Source organism: Arthrobacter sp. 01L42, from assembly GCF_056400005.1.
Genome location: NZ_JBFTSL010000012.1, coordinates 65,098 through 84,574 on the forward strand (window position 1 = coordinate 65,098; position 19,477 = coordinate 84,574).

The window sequence follows — 19,477 nt, forward strand, 5'->3', positions numbered from 1 at the left end:
ATTGCCGCGGAAAACCGGCCGCCGCGCGGCGTGCGTGACGACGAAATGTGACGGACCGTAACGGTGAAGCGTAACGGCGGAGCGGGGCCTCAGCCGGTGACGACGGCCAGCCAGTGGTGCAGGAAGGCGGCACCGGCGTCGTCGTGGATCACGTCTTCGCCGAGCCCCAGATCGGCGGCGGTGAGGACATCGTAGGGTTTGACCGGGATGCCGTCCGCGGGCCGGACGTCGACGTGCTTCACGGCGTGGTCGTTGTGGTGCAGCCAGTCGGCCATGGCGTAGTCCGTGCGGGAATCGCCCACCGTGCGCCAGGCCTGCGGCGTGATCCCCTGCGCGGCCAGGAACTCCACGGCCCGGCTCGCGCCCAGGTCCTTGCCCAGCCGGACCGATTCGATATCGGTGGAGATGATGGTCGGATCGACGCGGAAGTCGACCTGGTCATCCGAATCGGGGACGTGGTGGTCCAGCCGCACCACGCCGAGCCCGTGCCGGGCCATGAGGCCCATGGCGTCGGCGTCGAAGAGTTCCTGCTCGGCCCGGTAGTCGGGGTTGGGGACGGCAATGTGCTGCTCCACGGAGACCATGGCCCGCTTGGTTTCGTCGTAGAACATGTGGGCGGAGTAGTCCTCGGCCACCAGGCGGCGCACGTCATCGCCGAAGGCCTGCGGAATGGCGAGCTCGTGGTCCACGTGGACCGGGCCGGGGCCTTCCGCGGTGTAGCTGAACCAGACGGCGCCCTTCTCGCAAATGGCGTGGATGAGGGTGCCGGCGGGCATCCCGGCGGCGATCATCGGTTCCATGACCTGCTCGCGGATGAACGCGTCCGACCGGCCGGTGTTGAAGATGACCGGCACGCCGGCGGCGGCCAGGGCCACCAGGTCGGCGATGATGCCGGGCTGCACCTCGCGGGTGACCGGGCTCGCGACCGGACCGTCGACGTCGAGCAGCAGCGCCAGCACGGGAGCCGACGGCGACGGAACAGGGACAGTCTCGGGTGAAGTCATACGGCCATTCTGTCAGCCGCACGGGGCGTTTGGGTGAACCGCGCAGCAGATCGACGGCCCGGCGCTGGATGTGACAGGCGGCAGGCGCTGGTCGTGTCAATGCGTCGTGTGACAAATGGTTACCGTTTGGCCACAACCTCACGCCGCCGGGGGACATTCGTTCCTTCGGGCGTCCAAGTTCCCTAGGCTGGCATGGTGATATTCAAAGCTGTGGGCGAGGGACGCCCGTACCCCGACCATGGTTACACCACGCCCAAGGACTGGGCGGCCCTGCCCCCGCGTCCTGTCCGGCTTGATGAGCTGGTGACCACGAAGCGCACACTGGACCTTGAAGCCCTGCTGGCCGAGGACTCCACGTTTTTCGGCGACCTCTTTCCGCACGTCGTGGAATACCGCGGCGTCCTCTACCTTGAAGACGGCCTGCACCGGGCAGTCCGCACCGCGCTGCACCAGCGCACCGCAATCCACGCGCGGGTCCTCGTGATAAATGGCTAGGAAGCCGCCAGACGTCAGAGTCCTGCACGGGCACCGCGTCATCAGTGGCTCCGAGCTGAGGGCGACGTTCGTGGGGCAGGACGATACGGCAGAGAACCCCCACCGGCTGCGGCGCAGGATCCTGCACGGCGTTGTGCTGGTGATGCTTGTCGGCCTGATCGTGGCCGCGATCGTGGTGGCCCTCGCCATCATGAACGGCCAGATCAAGATCCCCGGGGCGGAGCGGAGCAAGGCGGCAGTGTCGGTGTGCCCGGCGGCCACCTACGACTACGCGCCGCCGGAGAAGGTCCACGTCAATATCTACAACTCCACGAGCCGGCCGGGCCTGGCCCGGAGCGTGGCCGACCAGCTTGCCGCCCGGAAGTTCCTGGTGGGTGCCGTGGGGAACACGACGTCGAGCTACCGCGGCGTGGCGCTGGTGGTCTCCGGTGCCGCCGGCCAGTCGGCCGCCTTCAGCGTCCAGCGCCACGTGCCCGGCTCGGACTATGTCCAGGACGGCCGCGCTGACCCGAGCGTGGACGTGATCATTACCGGCGACTTCAAGGAACTGGCCAAGCCGGAACTCGTGGACCAGACGCCGGGCCAGCTCAGCTGCCCCCGCGAGAACCGGCGCATCGTGGATGAGGCCACGCTGCCCGCCGTACCCACGGCGACGCCCGGCACGGGCTAAGGCACAGCCTTCCAGCCTTCCCGGCGCCGCGGCCTAGCGGATGGTGCGGACCGGCCGGCCGGCGTCGTCAAACCTCGCCCCGGCCCCCAGCTGGACAAACCGCACCGTCCGGGCGAGCCGTGCCTCGGCCTCGGCGTCCTGGCCCGCCCCGTCGCCCCGCGCAGCGCTTGAGGAGAGCGTGCCGTGGATGAGCTGGGCCAGCTGGGCAATGTCCGACTCGGGCAGGTACCCCTGGGCCATGCCGTCGCGCAGGATGCCCCGCAGGAGCACGCTGAGCTCACCCACGTGGTCGGCAAGTTTGGCAAACGACGACGGCGAGAGCACCGCCGCCATGGCCGGGCCCGGCGGCAGGTGGCGCCGGCTCAGGTCCTCCACCTGGGCGCGGACGTAGACGGCCAGGCGCTCCACCGGGTTCTCCAGCGCATCGAGGGATTCGCGCAGATCGAGCAGGAACCGCTCGGTTTCATCCAGGGCGTAGGCGATGAGGAGCTCTTCGATATCCGCGTAGTAGTTGTAGACGGCGGTCCGGCCGATCTGGGCATGGCGCGCGACGTCCGTCATGGTCAGGCCGGGGAGCCCGTGGGTGAAGAGGAGTTCCCCGAATGCGGTCAGGATGCGACGCTGGGTCTCGGCACGTTGGGCGGCGTTGCTCGCGGCCGAAATCCTAGGCATACGCACACTTTAGCGCGATCTGTCACCAAAGCAGCCGGGCGGCGGACTGTGACACGGCCGGGCTACGAACATCGACCGGTTCTGAGGGGCCACACCTGTATCCACCGCCTCAACTGGGGGTGTCTGATAGACACTGCCACCGCCGGCCCGGGCTGCGTAGCGTGGTGGGTGTGGACAGAAAAGACGAAATCCGAGACTTCCTGATCTCGCGCCGGGCGAAGATCACCCCGGATCAGGCCGGGCTCCCCAACTATGGCGAACTGCGCCGCGTTCCGGGGCTGCGTCGGGAGGAAGTGGCACAGCTGGCCGGGGTAAGCACGGACTATTACACGCGGCTGGAACGCGGCAGCATCCGCGGCGTCTCGGACTCGGTCCTCGGCGCTGTGGCCTCCGCCCTTCAGCTGGATGAGGCAGAGCGGACACATCTGATGGACTTGGCCAGGACGGCCAACACGCCCTCCTCCCGGCGGCCGGCGCGCCGGCCACCGCAGCAGAGGGTCCGTCCCGGAGTATTGCGTTTGCTGGACGGGATGACCGGAGCGGTCGCCCTGGTGCAGAACGGACGCTCGGACGTGCTGGCCGCCAACTCCTTGGGGCGCGCGCTGTACGGGCCGGTGTTCGAGTCCACAGCAGCCGCTGGTCCGGAGGCTCCGGGCCAGCTGCCGAACCAGGCCCGGTACCTCTTCCTCGATCCGGGGGCAGGGGACTTCTACCCCGGTTGGTCCGCAATCGCCGCCACCACGGTGGCGATGCTCCGATCGGAAGCGGGACGGAATCCCCACGACCGCGCATTGAACGAACTGGTCGGCGAGCTGACCACACGCAGCGGGCACTTCGCCGCCTTGTGGGCCGGCCACGACGTACGGATCCACACCACGGGAACCAAGCGCTTCCACCATCCGGTCGCCGGAGACGTGTCGCTGCAGTTCGAGACGCTCGACCTTCCCGGCGATGAGGGACAAACCCTGTACACCTTCACTGCAGAGCCGGGGTCCGCATCCGAAAACGCGCTGGCGTTCCTTGCCAGCTGGGCGGCATCGCCCCCGGCGAAAACCGCAACCAGCGACCCTTCCATCCCGGATCTGCGCTCCCACGCGCGGCCCGGAACACCCAACCCAGGAAAGACAGAACATGACTGAGCACAACGACGCCAACACCCGGCAGAAAGTCTGGTTCATCACCGGGGCAGGCCGCGGTATGGGCATTGACATCGCCAAGGCCGCCCTGGCGGCCGGCCACGCAGTCGTCGCCACCGGCCGCAACCCCGACAAGGTCGCCCGGGCCGTCGGCGAGAACGAGAACCTGCTGGCCGTAAAACTCGACGTCACCAACCCCGCCGACGCCACCGCCGCCATCGCCGCCGCGGTGGATCGGTTCGGCCGGATCGACGTGCTCGTAAACAATGCCGGCAACTTCTACGCCGGGTTCTTCGAGGAAATCACCCCGGAGGACTTCCGGGCCCAAATCGAAACCACCATGTTCGGACCCATAAACGTCACCCGCGCGGCCCTGCCCGTCCTGCGGGCCCAGCGCTCGGGCCTGCTGGTCACGATCTCCTCCACCGCCGGCATCGCCGGCGGGGAGTTCCTTTCTGCTTACGCCGTCTCGAAGTTCGGTGTGGAGGGCTGGGCCGAATCCCTGGCCCCCGAAGTCGCGCCGTTCGGCATCCGCACCATGATCGTTGAGCCGGGATTCTTCCGCACCGAGCTCCTCACCCCGGAATCCACCAGCTACGCGGCATCCACTATCGGGGACTATTCCGAGCGGACCGAGCAGACAGTCACCGCGTGGAAAGGCATGAACGGACTTCAGGGCGGGGACCCGGCCAAGCTCGCCGTCGCCCTCATTCAACTGGCGGAGCTGGATGAACCGCCGCTGCGCTTCGCCGCGGGAGCGGACGCTGTTGGAGTCTTTGAGGCCCGGGCCAAGGAACTCCAGGCCCAGGCCGACGCCCACCGCGAGCTCTCCAGCAACCTGGCCCACGACGACGCCTGACACCGACGCCTGACACCGACGCCTGACACCCAGGCAAGCGGATGACGTCGGGAGCCTCCCGCCGTCGTCCACCCAGTCTCGACATACCCGCCGGACGCCAATGGCTACCGGCCGCCCCAAAACCCTCGCCACGCTGTGGGCCATGCCCACATTCCAGGCCGGGGAACCACACCCAAAGGAAATACACCATGAAGAACGCACGCCTCGGAAGCCTGGAAGTCTCCCGCATCGGACTCGGCGCCATGACCATGGCCGGCACCTACACCAGCGAGGGCGCCCTGGATAACGCGGAGTCGATCCGGACGATCCACCGCGCCCTTGACCTCGGGGTCACCCACATCGACACCGCGGAGATCTACGGGCCGTTCCTGAGCGAGGAGATCGTCGGCCAAGCCGTCAAGGGACGCCGCGATCAGGTCAGGATTGCAACGAAGTTCGGCCTGGTCTCCCATTCCGGCGGCGGCCCCGGCGTGGTCGACAGCAGCGCGGCGAACGTGAGGGCCGCCGTCGAGGGCTCCCTCAAGCGCCTCGGCACCGACCACATCGACCTGTACTACCAGCACCGGATCGACCGGAACACCCCGATCGAGGAGACGGCCGGCGCGGTTGCGGACCTGATCACCGAGGGCAAGGTGCTGCACTTCGGGCTGTCCGAGGCCTCCCCGGAGACCATCCGCCGGGCACACGCCGTGCAGCCGGTCTCGGCCCTGCAGACGGAGTACTCGCTGTGGACCCGGGACGTGGAGGCGGAGATCCTGCCGCTGCTGCGCCACCTCGGAATTGGGTTCGTTCCGTATTCGCCGCTCGGACACGGGCTGCTGACCGGCCAGATCCGCTCCGTCGAGGACTTCGCCGACGACGACTGGCGCAAGACCAACCCCCGGTTCACGGGTGAGAACTTCCGCCGCAACCTCGCGATCGTCGACGAGGTGAAGGCCATCGGCGCCGAGATCGGCGCGACCCCCGCGCAGACCGCCCTCGCGTGGCTGCTGACCCGCGGGATCGACATCGCCCCGATCCCCGGCACCCGCAGGGTCTCCCGGGTCGAGGAAAACACCGCGGCCGACGGCATCGAACTCACCCGTGACCAGCTGGATCGGCTGAACTCGCTCCGGCCCGCCGCGGGGGAACGCCACGACGAGGCCAACATGGCCTCGATCGACAGCTGACAGGAACCCGGCACCAAACAAGGGGCGCGGATGCCCGATCCGCGCCCCTGGCAGCAACTTAGGATTCGACGTCGGCCGCGGCCATTGCCTTGTTCGTGAGGGCGGGCATCATCCCCAGCAGCGCGAGCGTCAGCACTCCCATGATGCCGAACATGACCTGCAGGCCCAGCCATTGGGCCAGCAGACCGCCGGCTGCTGCACCAAGCGGCATGGTGCCCCACGCCAGCAGGCGGTAGGCGCTGTTGACTCTGCCCAGCAAGCGGTTGGGAGTAATGCGCTGGCGCAGGGATACGGTGATGACGTTCCAAAGCACGATCAGCATGCCGCCCACGAAGAAGATTGGGCCAAGAACATAGGGGTTGTCGGTCAGGGCGGGCGCACCCACGAACAGCGCGGCCCCGAAGATCGTCAGCATCAGGGACGTGGACCGGCCGAGCCTGGCCTCCACCCGCTCGGACATGAACGAGCCAACGAAGGCGCCGAGAGCGGAGGTGGTCAAGAGCAGGCCGAACCCCACTTCGGAGAGCCCCATCTGTGAAGCCGGGCCCACGGCAAACAGCACTAAGACCGCGAAGGCCGCGCTGGATGCGAAGTTGAACACCCCGGTCATCACCGCGAGTGTGCGCAGGATCTTCTGGTTCCAGAGGAACCGCAGCCCCTCAGCAATGTCGAATCGCAGTGTCGTCTTCTGCTCACGTTCTGTGCGAAATGCCCCCGGGACCAGGAGCAGGCCGCCGACGGCCGCAAGCCACAGGGCCGCCGGCACGGCAACGCCCGCAGCCAGGCCCATGGCCACCAGCAGCCCGCCCAGCGGGGGACCAATGAACTGGTTGGTGGTGAGCTCGACGGCGTAGAGCCGGCCGTTGGCGCGCGAGAGCTGATCCCTGTGCACCAGCTGGGGCATGATCGACTGCGCGGAGGTGTCGTAGAGCGTCTCAGCCACACCCACCATCAGTGCGACAACGTACAGAGCCCAGACGGAGCCCGCATCCAGCAACACGACGGCGGCCAGCAGGGCCGGCAGCACCGCCCGGCTGAGGTTGGCCCACAACATGAGCTTGCGCCGGTCCAGCCGGTCGGCCAGCGCGCCGGCAGTGAGGGCGAAGAGGAGCCAGGGAAGCGTCGCTGCGACGCTCAGTCCGGCAACCAGGGTGGGTGACTGGGTGAACTGAATGGCCAGCAGCGGCAGCGCGATCTTGAAGACGCCGTCCGCGAGGTTCGAGAGCCCGGACGAGGTCCACAGCTTCCAGTAGGACGCACCCAGCGGCGCACGATGCCGTTCCTTCACCTGCGCGGCGTGACTAGTCATAGGTGGACCATTCCACAGTGATTGAGAAAATTCAAGGTGATTGAATCCAGTACATCGGATTGTAGGATTGGGACATGACGGACGCAGAGCAGCCGAGCGCGGACCAAAAAAGACCCGTCGCGAGCGCCCGGGAAATTAAGGCGTTGGCCCATCCGCTGCGCCTGAGGATCCTGCGCCTGTGCGGGCTGCACGAACTGACCAACAAACAACTCGCCGACCGGCTGGGCCAGGACCCGGGAACGGTGCTTTATCACGTGCGGCAGTTGCTCTCAACGGGGTTCCTTGAACCCGCCGGGGTCCGCACGGGCGAGAGTGGCGCGCTGGAGAAGCCGTATCGTTCCACGGGGCGGTCCTGGAAGCTGGACACCGCACTGAGTGAAGCCGGTCCCGCCGGTCCGCTGGCCCCGCTCGAGGCGTTCCGGGAAGAGCTGACGGAAGCAGGACCGGACGCGCTCGCCAGCCTCTCACGCTTCGTTCTGCACCTCTCCGAGGAAGATGCTGAGGACCTCACCACGCGCATCCACGCTGTGCTGAGCGAATACACCGACAGTGACCGGCAGCGCTTGGACCAGCCCGCCTACGGCGGCATCTTTGTCCTGCACCGGACGTCAGACTAGGTCGCGGTTCTCCCGGAACGGGATTTGGGTCTTGCGCCGCCTTGGCGGGCTTTATTCGTAGATCGTGGGGATGGCCGGCTCGCCGGGCTGCAGCCGGTCCACCACCCGGGGCAGCTCCGCCATGGAGGCTGTGTGCCGGTCCCGCGCCCGCCCCACCGCGTCCGGGCCGGTCCAGCCGGGCAGGATTTCGCCGTCTTTCATGAACTGGTGCAGGAGGGGGCGTCCGTTTCTTTCGGCGGCCGGCGGGTGGTCCACGACGAGGACCTCGTGGGTGGCGGTGCCGCGGGGATCGAGGCGGCGCACGGCGAATTTGCGCCCGCCCATGTTGATCTTGTCCTTCGAGGTCTTCGCCACGGCAGCCAGCTCACCGGAGTCGCCGGCCCGGCTCACCAGCTTGTAGACCATCCCGGCCGTGGGCGCCCCGGATCCGGTCACCAGGGACGTGCCGATGCCATAGGAATCGGCCGGGGCGGAGCGGAGCGCGGCGACGGCGAATTCGTCCAGGTCCGAGGTCACCACGATCCTGGTGTGCACGTTGCCGAGGCTGTCCAGGAGTTCGCGGACCCACCGTGCCTGGGCCACGAGGTCTCCGGAGTCCAGCCGGATGGCCCCAAGTTTGTCTCCGGCGAGGTCGACGGCGGTACGGACGGCCGCTTCGACGTCGTACGTGTCCACGAGCAGCGTGGTGCCGGACCCGAGCGAGGCAAGCTGCGCCGCGAAGGCGTCGCGCTCGGAGTCGTGGAGCAGGGTGAAGGAGTGGGCCGCGGTGCCGATGGTCCGCAGGCCGTAACGCCGCCCGGCGGCCAGGTTGGAGGTGCCGGAAAAGCCCGCGATGACAGCCGCGCGGGCCGCCGCGGCGGCCGCTTCCTCGTGGGTGCGGCGGGAGCCCATCTCAATGCAGGGCCTGCCGCCGGCGGCGCTGGTCATCCGGGATGCGGCCGCGGCGATGGCGCTGTCATGGTTCAGCACCGACAGGACGTAGGTCTCCAGGACGCAGGCCTCGGCGAACGTCGATTCGACGATCAGGACGGGGGAGTGCGGGAAGTAGGCTTCACCTTCCGGATAGCCCCAGATGTCGCCGGAGAACCGGAAGGCGGCCAGGTGCTCCAGGGTGTCCTCATGGACCACGCCGGTGGCGGCCAGGAAGGCGACGTCGTCCTCGTTGAAGCGGAAGTTCGCGATTCCCTCGAGGAGCCGGCCGGTGCCGGCCACGATCCCATACCGGCGCCCGGCCGGCAGTCCCCGGGCGAAGGCCTGGAAGATGGACCGGCGGTGCGCGGCCCCGGAGTGGAGGGCCGCCTGGAACATGGTCAGCTCATAGTGGTCGGTAAACAGGGAGGTCCGGGGTCCGTCCGGTCCGGCCGAAGTGTCCATGATCCACTCTAGGCCGGGCCGCCCGAAGCCGCAGGACGCCGCCCGTGCCGGGAGTTCGCCGGAAACGCCCCGAGGCGCCGGAAACTTCCGGCGAGTCCGGGAGTTTCCGGCGACTTCGACGATGCCGGGCTCAGACGGGGCAGCCGTCCGGGCCGCAGGCGCCGGATTCCGCGGGGGAATCGGTGGTGGCGTCCGCGGCCTCCGCGCCGGCGCCCACCATGACCAGCGGGTGGCTGTCCTGCCACGCCTGCTCGAGGGCGGCGGTGAAGGTTTCGGCGGGTTGGGCACCGGAGAGTCCGAACTTCCGGTCGATCACGAAGAACGGGACGCCGCTGATGCCCAGGGCGCGGGCCTCGGCGATGTCGTTGCGGACGGCGTCGGCGTAGGCCTCGGTGCTGAACAGTTCCGCCAGTTCGCCCGCGTCGAGTCCGAGGTCCAGGCCCAGGGCGGTCAGGTAGTCCTGGCTGCCGATGTCCTTGCCATGCTCGAAGTGGTCGCTGAGCAGGCGTTCCTTCGCGACGTCCTGCTGGCCGTGGGCGGCGGCGAGGTGGATCAGTCGGTGGGCCGTGAAGCTGTTGGCGACCACGACGGCGTCGAACCGGTAGTTCAGCCCCTCGCCCTTGGCCTGGGCCGCGACGTGCTCGAACATCTGCGATACCTGCGCCGGCGCCATGCCCTTGCGCGTGCTCAGGTAGTCCAGTTCGGTGCCGTCGTAGTGCTCCGGGAGCGTGGGGTCCAGCTGGTAGCTGCGCCACTGCACCTCCACGGAATCGCGGTGCGGGAAGGCCGCGAGGGCGGTTTCGAAACGGCGTTTGCCGATGTAGCACCAGGGGCAGGCGACGTCGGACCAGATCTCAATCTTCATGCCCGCAACAACCGCGCCGCCGCCGGGTCCATTCCCCGGCGGCCTGTCGGCTGCGTCACGGCCCCACGGCTAAGGGTCCTCCCGGCTGAGGGCCGGCCGGCGCCCGCGGCCTCACGGCGCGACTGGGCGCTCCATCACGAAGTCGTGCTCCACGGTGTTGCCGAGCTGGAAGGACTTGGTGCCGACCTTGCGGAAGCCGGACTTTTCGTAGAACCGGATGGCGCGGGCGTTTTGGCTGTTCACGCCGAGCCAGAGCCCGCGGGCGCCGGCTTCCGCAGCCGCGCCGATGCTGGCGTGCATCAGTTCGGCCGAGGCGCCGAGTCCGTGGTGCTCGGGATGGACGTAGCACTTGCTGAGCTCGGTGCACGGCAATTCGCTCAGGACCGCGGCTACGTCCGGATCCCGGGTAGGGCCGGCCACCAGCAGGCTGTAACCGCGGAGGTCACCGTCGGCGTCGATCACCAGCACCGTGACCTCCGGATCTGCCAGATAGGCCCGGAAATTTGCCTCGCTCAGGGTATTGGCGAGGTGGGCCGCGATGTCCTCCGGCCGGGACTCCGGCGGGCACGCGAGTGGGAAGGTGACGGCCGCGAGTGCGGCCAGCTTCCCGGCGTCGTCCGCGGTTGCTGTCCGGATCCGGTGCGTCATGGCTAAACCCTAGCCCGCGGCGGGGCCCGGGCATCAACAAGAACTGGCGTGGTTGGGGGCTACATATCAGATGGCGTAGCGGAGGATCCCGACGGCCTCCACATTTTCCGGCATGTCGGATCGGCGCACGGCGAAGACCCGGGCGCCCGAGCCGAGGGCCCGACGGGCGATTTCCTCGACCACGTCCTGTCCGGTGTCACCGTCAAGGGTGAGCGCGCCGTCGTCTCCGACAGCACCTTTGACACTGGCATCCATGTCCACAGCAAGCGTCGCAATGGCGCCGAAGGCGGCGGCCCGCGCCAAGTCGCTGAGGTCGGCGGTGCCGCGGCCGCTGGGGCGACGCTCTTCAAACGTCGTTTGCAGGGCAACAAGATCGGCCGCATAGATCCGGTCAAGTACGCCACGCGCCGCTTCCGCCAATTGGGCCGGGGTCAGTTCATCGGGGTTCCCCTCGATGCCCTCGGACGCGAGGTGGGCGTATCCTGCGAGGTTGCGGTAGATGCTCGCGAGCGGCTCCGTCGCAGCGATCACCAGCGGCAGGGACTGCCCGTTCAACAATGGACGAAGTACGTGGTCGACGGAACGGGCGTACTGGGCTAGCCGTACCTTTCGTCCCTCGTCGCCATGCAGCCGCCCGAAGTGGGAGCGGCCGCCGATCGATTCGAGCCCGACGGCACTGGCTGCACCCTGTGGCATGCCCGGTACCGTGACCTCTTCGGCCGGTCGGTCCGCCGTGACCTCGATGAGCCGTGCCCCGTTCTGGGAGATGGCGAGCACGAGCGCCGCGTTGGGGAAGGTGAGGGCACGGAGCAGCGGTGTGATGGCGAAACGATCGGCCACGCTTACGTGGTCTTCGAGATCGTTGGGCAAACGGAACTCGAGAATCGAAGTCGGCGTCACGAAGATGGCCAGGCTCCGCCCCATCTCAAACCAGAATTCCGGGGATCCCAGCAGCTCGTCGAGAAACGTTTCTATCGCGACGACCGCGTCGTTGCTTCCCGCTTCGCGGAGCTGTGCGACGGCGGAACTGAACAAGGACCGGGCTCTGGACTGATTGTCCTCCGAATGGGCAGGGACGCTGCTCGTCGAAAGATACACGGTGACGCTGTGTGGATCGCGCGCTGCGGCCAGCCGTTCCACGTCGTCCCGGGTCGGCATGTCGATGTGCATGGGGGTGCTCCTTTTTGCTATCTCTCGGCTGGGTCGCACGAGGAGGGGGAATGTTCCTGCACCTGCTCGATGCGCAAAGCCGCACCGAGGGGTAAGCAATACCGGATCAGCTCAGCATCGGACCGCTCGGAGTCCCATGTCAACAGTCGGCGGAACTTGCACTCGGGAGGTGTTCGGCGCCTCAAGGAGCACGTCCACGTTGGGGAACGCCAGCTCGCGCTCACCTGTGACGGACGCGATCCAGACCTCGCAGCGCTGCCCGGGCTGAAGTTCCCGCGGTGCGATGGTGTTTTCCGGGAGTTCCGGCACTCGAGGCTCCAGGCGATGACAGCTGTGGACGGATGAGTTTCGCTACGGAATCGGACCAGGGCCACGGAATCGGTCCGGCGCAGCGCGGATCCGCAGTGCGCCGGGCCGGTTTCGCCGCGTCTGTCCGGAAACGTAGCGGATCCGCACCCTGCGGCGCCCCGCTACTGCTTGAACGCGGCGTCGAAGGAGGTGTTCGAGGCCGGGAAGTCGAACTTCTTCAGCGCGGCGAGGGCTTCGGGGGCGCCGTGGAGCCGGTCCATGCCCGCGTCTTCCCATTCGATCGAGATGGGGCCGTCGTAGCCGATCGCGGCCAGGGCGCGGAAGGACGATTCCCAGGGCACGTCGCCGCGGCCGGCGGAGACGAAGTCCCAGCCACGGCGCGGGTCGCCCCAGGGCAGGTGCGAGCCCAGCACGGTGTTGCGGCCGGTGGGGCGCAGCTTCGTGTCCTTGCAGTCCACGTGGTAGATCCGGTCCTTGAAGTCCCAGATGAAGGAGACGGGGTCGATGCCCTGCCACATGAAGTGGGACGGGTCCCAGTTCAGGCCGAAGGCCTCGCGGTGCCCGATCGCCTCGAGGGTCCGGACGGTGGTCCAGTAGTCGTAGGCGATCTCGGAGGGGTGGACCTCGTGCGCGAAGCGGACACCGTTTTCGTCGAAGACGTCCAGGATGGGGTTCCAGCGGTCGGCGAAGTCCTGGTAGCCGGCCTCGATGACCTTCTCCGGCACGGGCGGGAACATCGCGACGTACTGCCAGATGGAGGATCCGGTGAACCCGACCACGGTGTCGACGCCGAGGGCCTTGGCGAGCCGGGCGGTGTGTTTCATTTCCTCGGCAGCGCGTTGGCGGACGCCTTCTGGCTCGCCGTCGCCCCAGACCCTGGCCCCGACGATCGCCTCGTGCCGGAAGTCGATCGGGTCATCGCACACCGCCTGGCCCTTGAGGTGGTTGGAGATGGCCCAGACCTTGAGGTTGTACTTCTCCAGTACGGCCAGCTTGGACTCGACGTAGCCGGGTTCGTCCCAGCGCCAGGCGTCCAGGTGGTCGCCGGAGACGGCGATTTCCAGGCCGTCGTAGCCCCAGCCGGAGGCCAGGCGGGCGACTTCCTCAAAGGGCAGATCGGCCCACTGGCCGGTGAACAGGGTGTACGGGCGGGGCATGTCAGGTTCCTTCGGTAATCGTTTGGGTGGTCCGTGCGGACGGGGTGAGCTGGATGAGTGAACTTTTGGCCGCGGCGCTTTCCTCCACGGCGGCGAGGATCCGCTGGACGCTCAGGCCGTCCTCGAACGACGGCGACGGCTGGGTTCCGTTGCCCACCGCGGTGAGGAAGTCGCGGATCTCGTGCGTGAACGTGTGTTCCCAGCCGATCACGTGGCCCTGCGGCCACCATGCTTCAAGGTACGGGTGCTCGGGTTCGTTGACGAGGATCCGGCGGAAGCCCTGTTCGCGGACCGGCAGTGTGGCGTCCAGGAAGCAGAGCTCGTTCAGGTCCTCCAGATCGAAGAGCAGGGCTCCCTTGTCGCCATAGATCTCCAGCGTGAGCGAGTTCTTCCGCCCGGCGGCCACCCGGGAGACCTCCACCGAGGCGATGGCCCCGGAGGCGAGGGTCAGCGTGGCCCAGGCGGCGTCGTCGACCGTCACCTCCTCCAGCCCGGCAGCGCCCGGGCGTCGCGGCGTGAAAGTGTGCAGTCGGCCGGAGACCTCGGTGACCGGCTCGCCCAGGAGGAACAGCACCTGGTCGATCGCGTGGCTGGCAATATCGCCCAGCGCCCCGGACCCGGCGGTGTCCTTGTTCAGCCGCCACGTCATGGGCGCATCCGGGTCCACGAGCCAGTCCTGCAGGTAGGCGGCGCGGACATGCCGGACGGCGCCGAGCCGGCCCTCCGCGATCAGCTCCCGGGCCAGCGCCAGGGCCGGGACCCGGCGGTAGTTGAAGCCGATCATGGACTGCACCCCTCGCTCCCGGGCTGCCTGCACTGCCGCGGTCATGGCCTCGGCCTCGGCCAGGGTGTTGGCCAGTGGTTTCTCGACCAGGACGTGCTTGCCGGCGGCCAGCGCGGCGATGGCGATTTCCGCGTGCATGAACCCCGGCGCGCAGATATCGACGATGTGGATGTCATCCCGGGCGATCACTGCGCGCCAGTCCGTGGCGGACTCGGCCCAGCCGTACTTTGCGGCCGCCTCGGCGACGCCGGCCGGGTCGCGGCCGACCAGGACGCGCCGTTCGAACGCCGGGACGTCGAAGTAGCTGGCAACATTCCGCCAGGCGTTCGAGTGGGCCTTGCCCATGAACGCGTACCCGATCATGGCCACACCCAAACGTGAACCGGCGGCGGGGCCGGGGGTGGTTTCGTGGGAATTCATTGCTGGTCCCTAGAGTGTGGAAGCGGTGGGGTCCCAGTCCTCGGGGAGGGCTGCGGAGGTGGGCGCGGAGCTTTCCACATCGATGAACGTGCCCGAATCGACCGACTCGGAGATCGAGACCATGGTGTCCAGGACGTGGTAGGCGAGGTTGCCGGTGGCGCGGTGCGGAACGCCGGCGCGGATGGAGCGTGCCATGTCCAGCACGCCCATGCCGCGGCCCTGGCTGGGGCCGGTGGCCGGAATAACGGTCCATTCCTCGTCGCCGGCGCGCCAGAGCTTGATGTCGCCGTCGAAGTAGTTTGGATCGGGCAGCGAGATGGTGGCCTCGGTCCCGGTGATCTCCACGAAGCCCATCCGCAGCCGCGGGGACTCGAAGCTGAACACGCTGTGGGAGGACGCGCCGGACTCGAACTGGGCCATGGCGGAGACGTGGGTGGGGACCTCGACCGTAAAATCCTCGCCGGCCTTGGGGCCGGAACCGATGACCCGGACCTCCTTTGCCTTGGAACCGGTCGCGGCCACGCGGCGCACGGAGCCGAACGTCTGCACCAGGGCTGTGAGGTAGTACGGGCCCATGTCGAACAGCGGCCCGGCGCCGTGCTGGAAGAGGAACGCGGGGTTGGGGTGCCACGATTCCGGCCCGGGCGTCTGGAACGTGGTCATGGCCGTCAGCGGGGTGCCGATGTCGCCACGTTCGATCAGCCGCCGGGCAGTCTGCAGCCCGGCGCCCAGGAACGTATCCGGGGCGCAGCCCAGCCGCAGCCCCGCGGCGTCGGCCGTTTTCAGCAGGCCCAGGCCGGAATCGCGGTCCAGCGAGAACGGCTTTTCCGTCCAGACGTGTTTGCCGGCATCGACGGCGGCCGTGGCCACTTCCACGTGCGCGGCCGGGATGGTCAGGTTGACGATGATTTCGACGTCGGGGTGGTTCAGGGCGGCGTCCACCCCGCCCCACTCCGGGATGCCGTATTCCTTGGCCCGCGCCCCGGCCGCCTCCTCGAAGAGGTCGGCGATCACGTGGACCTTAAGGTCGGGGAAGACGGTCAGGTTGTCCAGGTACTGCTTGCTGATGTTGCCGGCGCCGATGACGGCGACGCCCACGGGGCCGCGGCCGGCGGCACGGTTCGCTGCTACACGGTTCGGTGCGGCGCTCATGCGTTCACGCCCCGCGCGCCGGCGGAACCGCTTTGCAGGTAGCCCAGGCTCTGGGCGATGCCGTCGAAGATGTCGCCGGAGTAGTCGTCGAATTCCACGACGCCGACTTCGAGGGACTGCGCCGCGGCGATGACGTCCCGCACGGCGATCTTGCCCTGCCCGGCCGGCTGCTGCGCCTTGGTGTCCGTGGAGACGGGGCCGTCCTTGATGTGGATGAATCTGACCCTGTCGCCGAGGCGCTGCAGCAGTTGCACCGGGTCCTGGCCGCCGACGGCGGCCCAGTAGGTGTCCACTTCCAGGACGAGTTCCGGGTCCAGGAGTCCCTCGAAGTACTCCAGGGCGGTCTGGCCCTCGATGCTGGACTCCAGCTCCCAGGCGTGGTTGTGGTAGCCGACGCGGATGCCGTACCCGGCGCCCTTCTTGGCGGCGGCGTTGAGCTTCGCTGCGGTGGCCTGGATGTCCTCGGCGGACTGCCAGTGCTCGGCCGGGAGGTAGGGGTCGATCACCGTGGTGATGCCCAACTCCTTGGCCGCGGCGAAGATTTCGTCCTGGTCCTGGCTCAGCAGCGGGGCGTGGCCGGACGGGGCGGTCAGGCCGTTCTCCTTCAGGGCAGCGCCGAGCTCGGCGGCCGTGGCGACGAAGTTGTAGGGCTCAACCTGGGTGAAACCGAGTTCGGCGACCTTTTTGATGGTGCCGTGCAAGTCTTCCTGGAGGGCGTTGCGGAGGGTGTACAGCTGGATTGAATAAGACACGGGATTCCTTTGCACGAGTTCGGCTTCGAAGGTGTGAGGGTCAGCCCTGACGGCGGGAAGGGGCGTCCATTCCGTTTGATTCTGCGCGAAGAAGGACTGCACGCCCACGGGCAGCGAGATGGTTTGTCTGGAGCGGAGGAACACGATGGCTCCAAACTAGGGAGACTTTTGCCGGGCGTCAAGCAAAAGTTGGAAACTACGTGTCAATCTTTGTGAAGCGTGACATGCAGAAGATCTTCGTGCTATCACTTACTCATGAGTACGCCCACCGGCACCGAGCCCGCAACCCCCGAGGCCGGGGGCAGCCTGTCCCGCGCCGGAGACCTCTTCCAGCTCCTGCGCGACGGCAGGGCCCGGACCCGCGCGGAACTGGCCCTGACCACCGGGCTCGCCCGGTCCACTGTCGCTTCCCGCATCGATGCGCTGATGGTCTCCGGGCTCGTCGGCCCCGCCGGGGAGGCGAGCTCCAGCGGCGGCCGCCCGCCGTCGCGCTTTGCCTTCAACCCGGCGGCCCGCGTCGTCCTGGCGGTGGATGTCGGGGCCACCCACGTGATCATCGCCGTCACGGACCTCGGCGGGACGGTGCTCGCGGAGCGCCGGCTGGCGCAGGATGTCGCCGACGGCCCGGTGGTTGTCCTGGACCGGGTGATCGAGGAAGGGCTGCAGCTGCTCGGCGGGGCCGGCCGGGGAATTGGGGACCTGGCCGGCGCCGGCATCGGGCTCCCGGGGCCCGTGGAACACGCCACCGGCATGCCGGTGAAGCCGCCAATCATGCCCGGCTGGGACGGGTTCGACGTCGTCCGCCACATCCAGCGGTCCCTTCCGGTGCCGGTCCTGGTGGACAACGACGTGAACATCATGGCGCTGGGGGAGCGCACGGCGCACTGGCCTGACGACGAAAACTTCCTGTTCATCAAGGTGGCCACCGGCGTCGGGGCGGGCATCATCAGCAGCGGCCAGCTCCAGCGCGGAGCCAACGGGACGGCCGGCGACCTCGGACACGTCCGGGTTCCGCGTGGCGATGACGTGCTGTGCCGGTGCGGGAACTACGGGTGCCTCGAAGCCCTGGCGTCCGGGCCCGCCGTCGCCAAGGCGCTGACGCGGCAGGGCCTGCCGGCGCACGACGGCGGCGATGTGTTGCGCCTGGTCGCCGAAGGGAACCTGCAGGCCATCCAGGCGCTGCGGCAGGCCGGCAGGGACCTCGGCGACGTCCTCTCCATGGTCGTGAACCTGCTGAACCCCTCGGTGATTGTGATCGGCGGAAGCCTCGGCCAGGCCGGGGAGCATCTGATGGCCGGCGTCCGCGAGGTGGTCTACCGGCGCTCGCTGCCGCTGGCCACGACGCACCTGCGGATCGGCGTGTCCCGGGCCGGTGACCAGGCCGCGATCCTCGGCGCCAGCCAGATGGTCACGCAGCATGTGCTCTCACCCGCGGTCATTGAGGCGACCCTGCAGGCCACGGGCTAGGGGTGTCCCGGAAAGCGGCGCGCCCGGCAGGGGTGTCCCGGAAAGCGTCACATTCCGAAGGCGCGGCCGGGGCCCGTGATAGCAATGGGACTGATGAAATCATATTTCTGCCCGGCCGCCGGGCTACGGGCCGCCCCATGAGCAGCGTGGCCCGGGCGCCGCGCGGCTGGCTCCTCATGCTCGCGATCGGGCTGATCGCGCTGAACATGCGCGGCCCGTTGGTGGCGGTGGCGCCGGTGATCGCCCAACTGGAGGACGATCTCGGGTTCACCCCGGTGGAATTGGGATTCCTGACCGGCATCCCGGTCCTGTGCTTTGCCCTGGCCGCGCCCCTGGCCTCGCTGGCCGGGCGCAAGTTGGGGCCAGAATTCGCCATCACCCTGACCCTGCTCGGGGTGCTCTTCGGCGTCGTGGTCCGCTCGGCCGGCGGGGGTGCCCTGGTCATGCTGGGCACGGTGATCCTCGGCGTCGCCATTACGATCGGCAACATCGTGGTCCCGCTGATCATCCGCCGTGACTTCACCCCCGCCCGGCAAGGCGCGGCAATGGGCACCTACACCGCGGCACTGAACATCGGCTCGTTCCTGACCTCCATGGTGTCGGCGCCGCTGGCTGAACTCCTGGGCTGGCGGCCCGCGATTGCCGCCAGTGGCCTGTTCGCGGTGGCGGCCGCCGCCGTGTGGGTGATCGCGGTTGGCCGGCGGGCCTTCACTCCTGCCGCCGTCGCCGCGGCGGACCCGCGGCGGCCCGGCAAGCTCACCTCCCGGTGGACCACGGCAGCGCTGACCTTCGGGTTCGCCGGGCAGGCGTTCTCCTACTACGGAGTGACCGCCTGGCTGCCGAGCCTGCTCTCGGACGAACTCGGCATGGCGCCAGCAGCCGCCGGGGCAGGGTCCTCGCTCTTCCAGATCCTGGCCATCGTGGGCGGACTGGGCGTGCCGCTGGCGGCCCGGTTCGCCAGTACGACGGCGGTGGGCCTCGCCCTCGGGCTGCTGTGGCTCACCGTACCCGTGGGCCTGCTGCTGGCACCGGAGCTGTGGTGGCTGTGGTGTTCCTTCGGCGGTGTGGCCCAGGGCGGCGGCATCACGCTGATCTTCCTGGCCATTATCCGGCTGGCGCGGGACCAGGCCTCGGCGGCCCGGATGTCCGCCGTCGTCCAGGGGACGGGATACTCCTTCGGGGCAGTGGCGCCGACCCTGCTGGGCTACGTCCACGGGACCACTGGCGCCTGGACCGGACCGCTGCTGATGATCCTGGGCTCGGTGGCCGCGTTCATCCTCGGCACCTCGCTGTCACTGCGGCGGGTGCCGAAGCCCCACTGATTCGCTGTCGCGCGCCGGGGTGTCGTCTCGACGCCGTTGTCGAGCACGGGGGGATTTTCCGTTGCTGGACTGCCACCCGGATTTCGGGGCGCCTGTTGCGAAGGGCCTGGCAGCCCAGCCAACGGA

Annotated in this window: 19 protein-coding genes; 8 read left to right on the forward strand and 11 right to left on the reverse strand. The window is 68.5% G+C overall.

The features are described from left to right. Nucleotides 1-89: 89 nt before the first annotated feature. Nucleotides 90-1,004 (reverse strand): Cof-type HAD-IIB family hydrolase, encoded by a 915-nt coding sequence (locus tag AC1DN2_RS12255; RefSeq protein ID WP_476850520.1) that lies wholly within the window; start codon nt 1,002-1,004, stop codon nt 90-92. 195 nt (nt 1,005-1,199) lie between these two features. Between AC1DN2_RS12255 and AC1DN2_RS12260 the strand changes: the two genes are divergently transcribed. Together AC1DN2_RS12260 and AC1DN2_RS12265 are read left to right on the forward strand one after the other, a co-directional pair. Beyond that, nucleotides 1,200-1,499: a type II toxin-antitoxin system VapB family antitoxin gene (locus tag AC1DN2_RS12260; RefSeq protein ID WP_026266597.1), complete on the forward strand. Its 300-nt coding sequence runs from the start codon at nt 1,200-1,202 to the stop codon at nt 1,497-1,499. Beyond that, entirely contained in the window at nt 1,492-2,169 is a 678-nt protein-coding gene (locus tag AC1DN2_RS12265; RefSeq protein ID WP_476850521.1) for a LytR C-terminal domain-containing protein, read from the forward strand. The genes AC1DN2_RS12260 and AC1DN2_RS12265 overlap by 8 nt, the downstream gene beginning before the upstream one ends. Before the next feature lie 33 nt (nt 2,170-2,202). On the opposite strand, the gene AC1DN2_RS12270 is transcribed toward AC1DN2_RS12265, so the two are convergent. Beyond that, a complete protein-coding gene (locus AC1DN2_RS12270) occupies nt 2,203-2,841 on the reverse strand; it encodes a TetR/AcrR family transcriptional regulator (protein WP_018774380.1) in 639 nt (212 codons plus the stop codon). A gap of 170 nt (nt 2,842-3,011) precedes the next feature. Between AC1DN2_RS12270 and AC1DN2_RS12275 the strand changes: the two genes are divergently transcribed. The 3 genes from AC1DN2_RS12275 to AC1DN2_RS12285 all read left to right on the forward strand — a co-directional run bounded on the left by AC1DN2_RS12275 (nt 3,012) and on the right by AC1DN2_RS12285 (nt 6,005). Continuing rightward, on the forward strand, nt 3,012-3,980 hold the full coding sequence (locus AC1DN2_RS12275; RefSeq protein ID WP_476850522.1) for a helix-turn-helix transcriptional regulator: 969 nt from the start codon (nt 3,012-3,014) through the stop codon (nt 3,978-3,980). Then, complete coding sequence (locus AC1DN2_RS12280; RefSeq protein WP_476850523.1) at nt 3,973-4,836, forward strand: SDR family oxidoreductase; 864 nt, start codon at nt 3,973-3,975, stop codon at nt 4,834-4,836. The genes AC1DN2_RS12275 and AC1DN2_RS12280 overlap by 8 nt, the downstream gene beginning before the upstream one ends. 188 nt (nt 4,837-5,024) lie before the next feature. Next, a complete protein-coding gene (locus tag AC1DN2_RS12285) occupies nt 5,025-6,005 on the forward strand; it encodes an aldo/keto reductase (RefSeq protein ID WP_476850524.1) in 981 nt (326 codons plus the stop codon). Nucleotides 6,006-6,063: 58 nt separating this feature from the next. Here AC1DN2_RS12285 and AC1DN2_RS12290 read toward each other — a convergent pair whose 3' ends face one another. Beyond that, a complete protein-coding gene (locus AC1DN2_RS12290) occupies nt 6,064-7,314 on the reverse strand; it encodes an MFS transporter (RefSeq protein ID WP_476850525.1) in 1,251 nt (416 codons plus the stop codon). Between the two features lie 74 nt (nt 7,315-7,388). On the opposite strand from AC1DN2_RS12290, the gene AC1DN2_RS12295 reads away from it, so the two are divergent. After that, entirely contained in the window at nt 7,389-7,931 is a 543-nt protein-coding gene (locus AC1DN2_RS12295; RefSeq protein ID WP_476850526.1) for an ArsR/SmtB family transcription factor, read from the forward strand. A 51-nt stretch (nt 7,932-7,982) separates the two neighbouring features. On the opposite strand, the gene AC1DN2_RS12300 is transcribed toward AC1DN2_RS12295, so the two are convergent. The 8 genes from AC1DN2_RS12300 to AC1DN2_RS12335 all read right to left on the reverse strand — a co-directional run bounded on the left by AC1DN2_RS12300 (nt 7,983) and on the right by AC1DN2_RS12335 (nt 16,562). After that, the gene (locus AC1DN2_RS12300) at nt 7,983-9,305 is read right to left on the reverse strand and encodes a nicotinate phosphoribosyltransferase (RefSeq protein ID WP_476850527.1); all 1,323 of its coding nucleotides are present in this window, start codon (nt 9,303-9,305) and stop codon (nt 7,983-7,985) included. Nucleotides 9,306-9,435: 130 nt separating this feature from the next. After that, the gene (locus AC1DN2_RS12305; protein ID WP_476850528.1) at nt 9,436-10,170 is read right to left on the reverse strand and encodes a DsbA family oxidoreductase; all 735 of its coding nucleotides are present in this window, start codon (nt 10,168-10,170) and stop codon (nt 9,436-9,438) included. Between the two features lie 111 nt (nt 10,171-10,281). Further along, complete coding sequence (locus tag AC1DN2_RS12310; protein WP_476850529.1) at nt 10,282-10,818, reverse strand: N-acetyltransferase family protein; 537 nt, start codon at nt 10,816-10,818, stop codon at nt 10,282-10,284. A 66-nt stretch (nt 10,819-10,884) separates the two neighbouring features. Beyond that, complete coding sequence (locus AC1DN2_RS12315; protein ID WP_476850530.1) at nt 10,885-11,988, reverse strand: baeRF11 domain-containing protein; 1,104 nt, start codon at nt 11,986-11,988, stop codon at nt 10,885-10,887. Between the two features lie 470 nt (nt 11,989-12,458). After that, nucleotides 12,459-13,454 carry a sugar phosphate isomerase/epimerase family protein gene (locus tag AC1DN2_RS12320; protein ID WP_476850531.1) on the reverse strand — a complete coding sequence of 332 codons (996 nt, stop codon included), beginning with the start codon at nt 13,452-13,454 and terminating at the stop codon, nt 12,459-12,461. 1 nt (nt 13,455) lies between these two features. Continuing rightward, nucleotides 13,456-14,658 (reverse strand): Gfo/Idh/MocA family protein, encoded by a 1,203-nt coding sequence (locus AC1DN2_RS12325; protein ID WP_476850532.1) that lies wholly within the window; start codon nt 14,656-14,658, stop codon nt 13,456-13,458. A gap of 9 nt (nt 14,659-14,667) precedes the next feature. Next, nucleotides 14,668-15,810, reverse strand: coding sequence for a Gfo/Idh/MocA family protein (locus tag AC1DN2_RS12330; protein WP_476850533.1), 1,143 nt, complete (start codon nt 15,808-15,810; stop codon nt 14,668-14,670). Next, a complete protein-coding gene (locus AC1DN2_RS12335; protein ID WP_476850534.1) occupies nt 15,807-16,562 on the reverse strand; it encodes a sugar phosphate isomerase/epimerase family protein in 756 nt (251 codons plus the stop codon). Before AC1DN2_RS12335 ends, AC1DN2_RS12330 begins: the two co-directional genes overlap by 4 nt. 255 nt (nt 16,563-16,817) lie before the next feature. Here AC1DN2_RS12335 and AC1DN2_RS12340 point away from each other — a divergent pair, with 255 nt between their 5' ends. Further along, nucleotides 16,818-18,029 (forward strand): ROK family transcriptional regulator, encoded by a 1,212-nt coding sequence (locus AC1DN2_RS12340; protein ID WP_476850535.1) that lies wholly within the window; start codon nt 16,818-16,820, stop codon nt 18,027-18,029. Nucleotides 18,030-18,166: 137 nt separating this feature from the next. Continuing rightward, a complete protein-coding gene (locus AC1DN2_RS12345) occupies nt 18,167-19,351 on the forward strand; it encodes an MFS transporter (RefSeq protein ID WP_476850536.1) in 1,185 nt (394 codons plus the stop codon). The last annotated feature ends 126 nt before the right edge of the window (nt 19,352-19,477 follow it).

Bases quoted from the DNA above. Each gene is read 5' to 3' on its own strand.
- AC1DN2_RS12255 (WP_476850520.1), bottom strand. From the start codon at position 1,004: ATGACTTCACCCGAGACTGTCCCTGTTCCGTCGCCGTCGGCTCCCGTG.
- AC1DN2_RS12265 (WP_476850521.1), top strand. From the start codon at position 1,492: ATGGCTAGGAAGCCGCCAGACGTCAGAGTCCTGCACGGGCACCGCGTC.
- AC1DN2_RS12270 (WP_018774380.1), bottom strand. From the start codon at position 2,841: ATGCCTAGGATTTCGGCCGCGAGCAACGCCGCCCAACGTGCCGAGACC.
- AC1DN2_RS12280 (WP_476850523.1), top strand. From the start codon at position 3,973: ATGACTGAGCACAACGACGCCAACACCCGGCAGAAAGTCTGGTTCATC.
- AC1DN2_RS12285 (WP_476850524.1), top strand. From the start codon at position 5,025: ATGAAGAACGCACGCCTCGGAAGCCTGGAAGTCTCCCGCATCGGACTC.
- AC1DN2_RS12290 (WP_476850525.1), bottom strand. From the start codon at position 7,314: ATGACTAGTCACGCCGCGCAGGTGAAGGAACGGCATCGTGCGCCGCTG.
- AC1DN2_RS12295 (WP_476850526.1), top strand. From the start codon at position 7,389: ATGACGGACGCAGAGCAGCCGAGCGCGGACCAAAAAAGACCCGTCGCG.
- AC1DN2_RS12300 (WP_476850527.1), bottom strand. From the start codon at position 9,305: ATGGACACTTCGGCCGGACCGGACGGACCCCGGACCTCCCTGTTTACC.
- AC1DN2_RS12305 (WP_476850528.1), bottom strand. From the start codon at position 10,170: ATGAAGATTGAGATCTGGTCCGACGTCGCCTGCCCCTGGTGCTACATC.
- AC1DN2_RS12310 (WP_476850529.1), bottom strand. From the start codon at position 10,818: ATGACGCACCGGATCCGGACAGCAACCGCGGACGACGCCGGGAAGCTG.
- AC1DN2_RS12315 (WP_476850530.1), bottom strand. From the start codon at position 11,988: ATGCACATCGACATGCCGACCCGGGACGACGTGGAACGGCTGGCCGCA.
- AC1DN2_RS12320 (WP_476850531.1), bottom strand. From the start codon at position 13,454: ATGCCCCGCCCGTACACCCTGTTCACCGGCCAGTGGGCCGATCTGCCC.
- AC1DN2_RS12325 (WP_476850532.1), bottom strand. From the start codon at position 14,658: ATGAATTCCCACGAAACCACCCCCGGCCCCGCCGCCGGTTCACGTTTG.
- AC1DN2_RS12330 (WP_476850533.1), bottom strand. From the start codon at position 15,810: ATGAGCGCCGCACCGAACCGTGTAGCAGCGAACCGTGCCGCCGGCCGC.
- AC1DN2_RS12340 (WP_476850535.1), top strand. From the start codon at position 16,818: ATGAGTACGCCCACCGGCACCGAGCCCGCAACCCCCGAGGCCGGGGGC.
- AC1DN2_RS12345 (WP_476850536.1), top strand. From the start codon at position 18,167: ATGAGCAGCGTGGCCCGGGCGCCGCGCGGCTGGCTCCTCATGCTCGCG.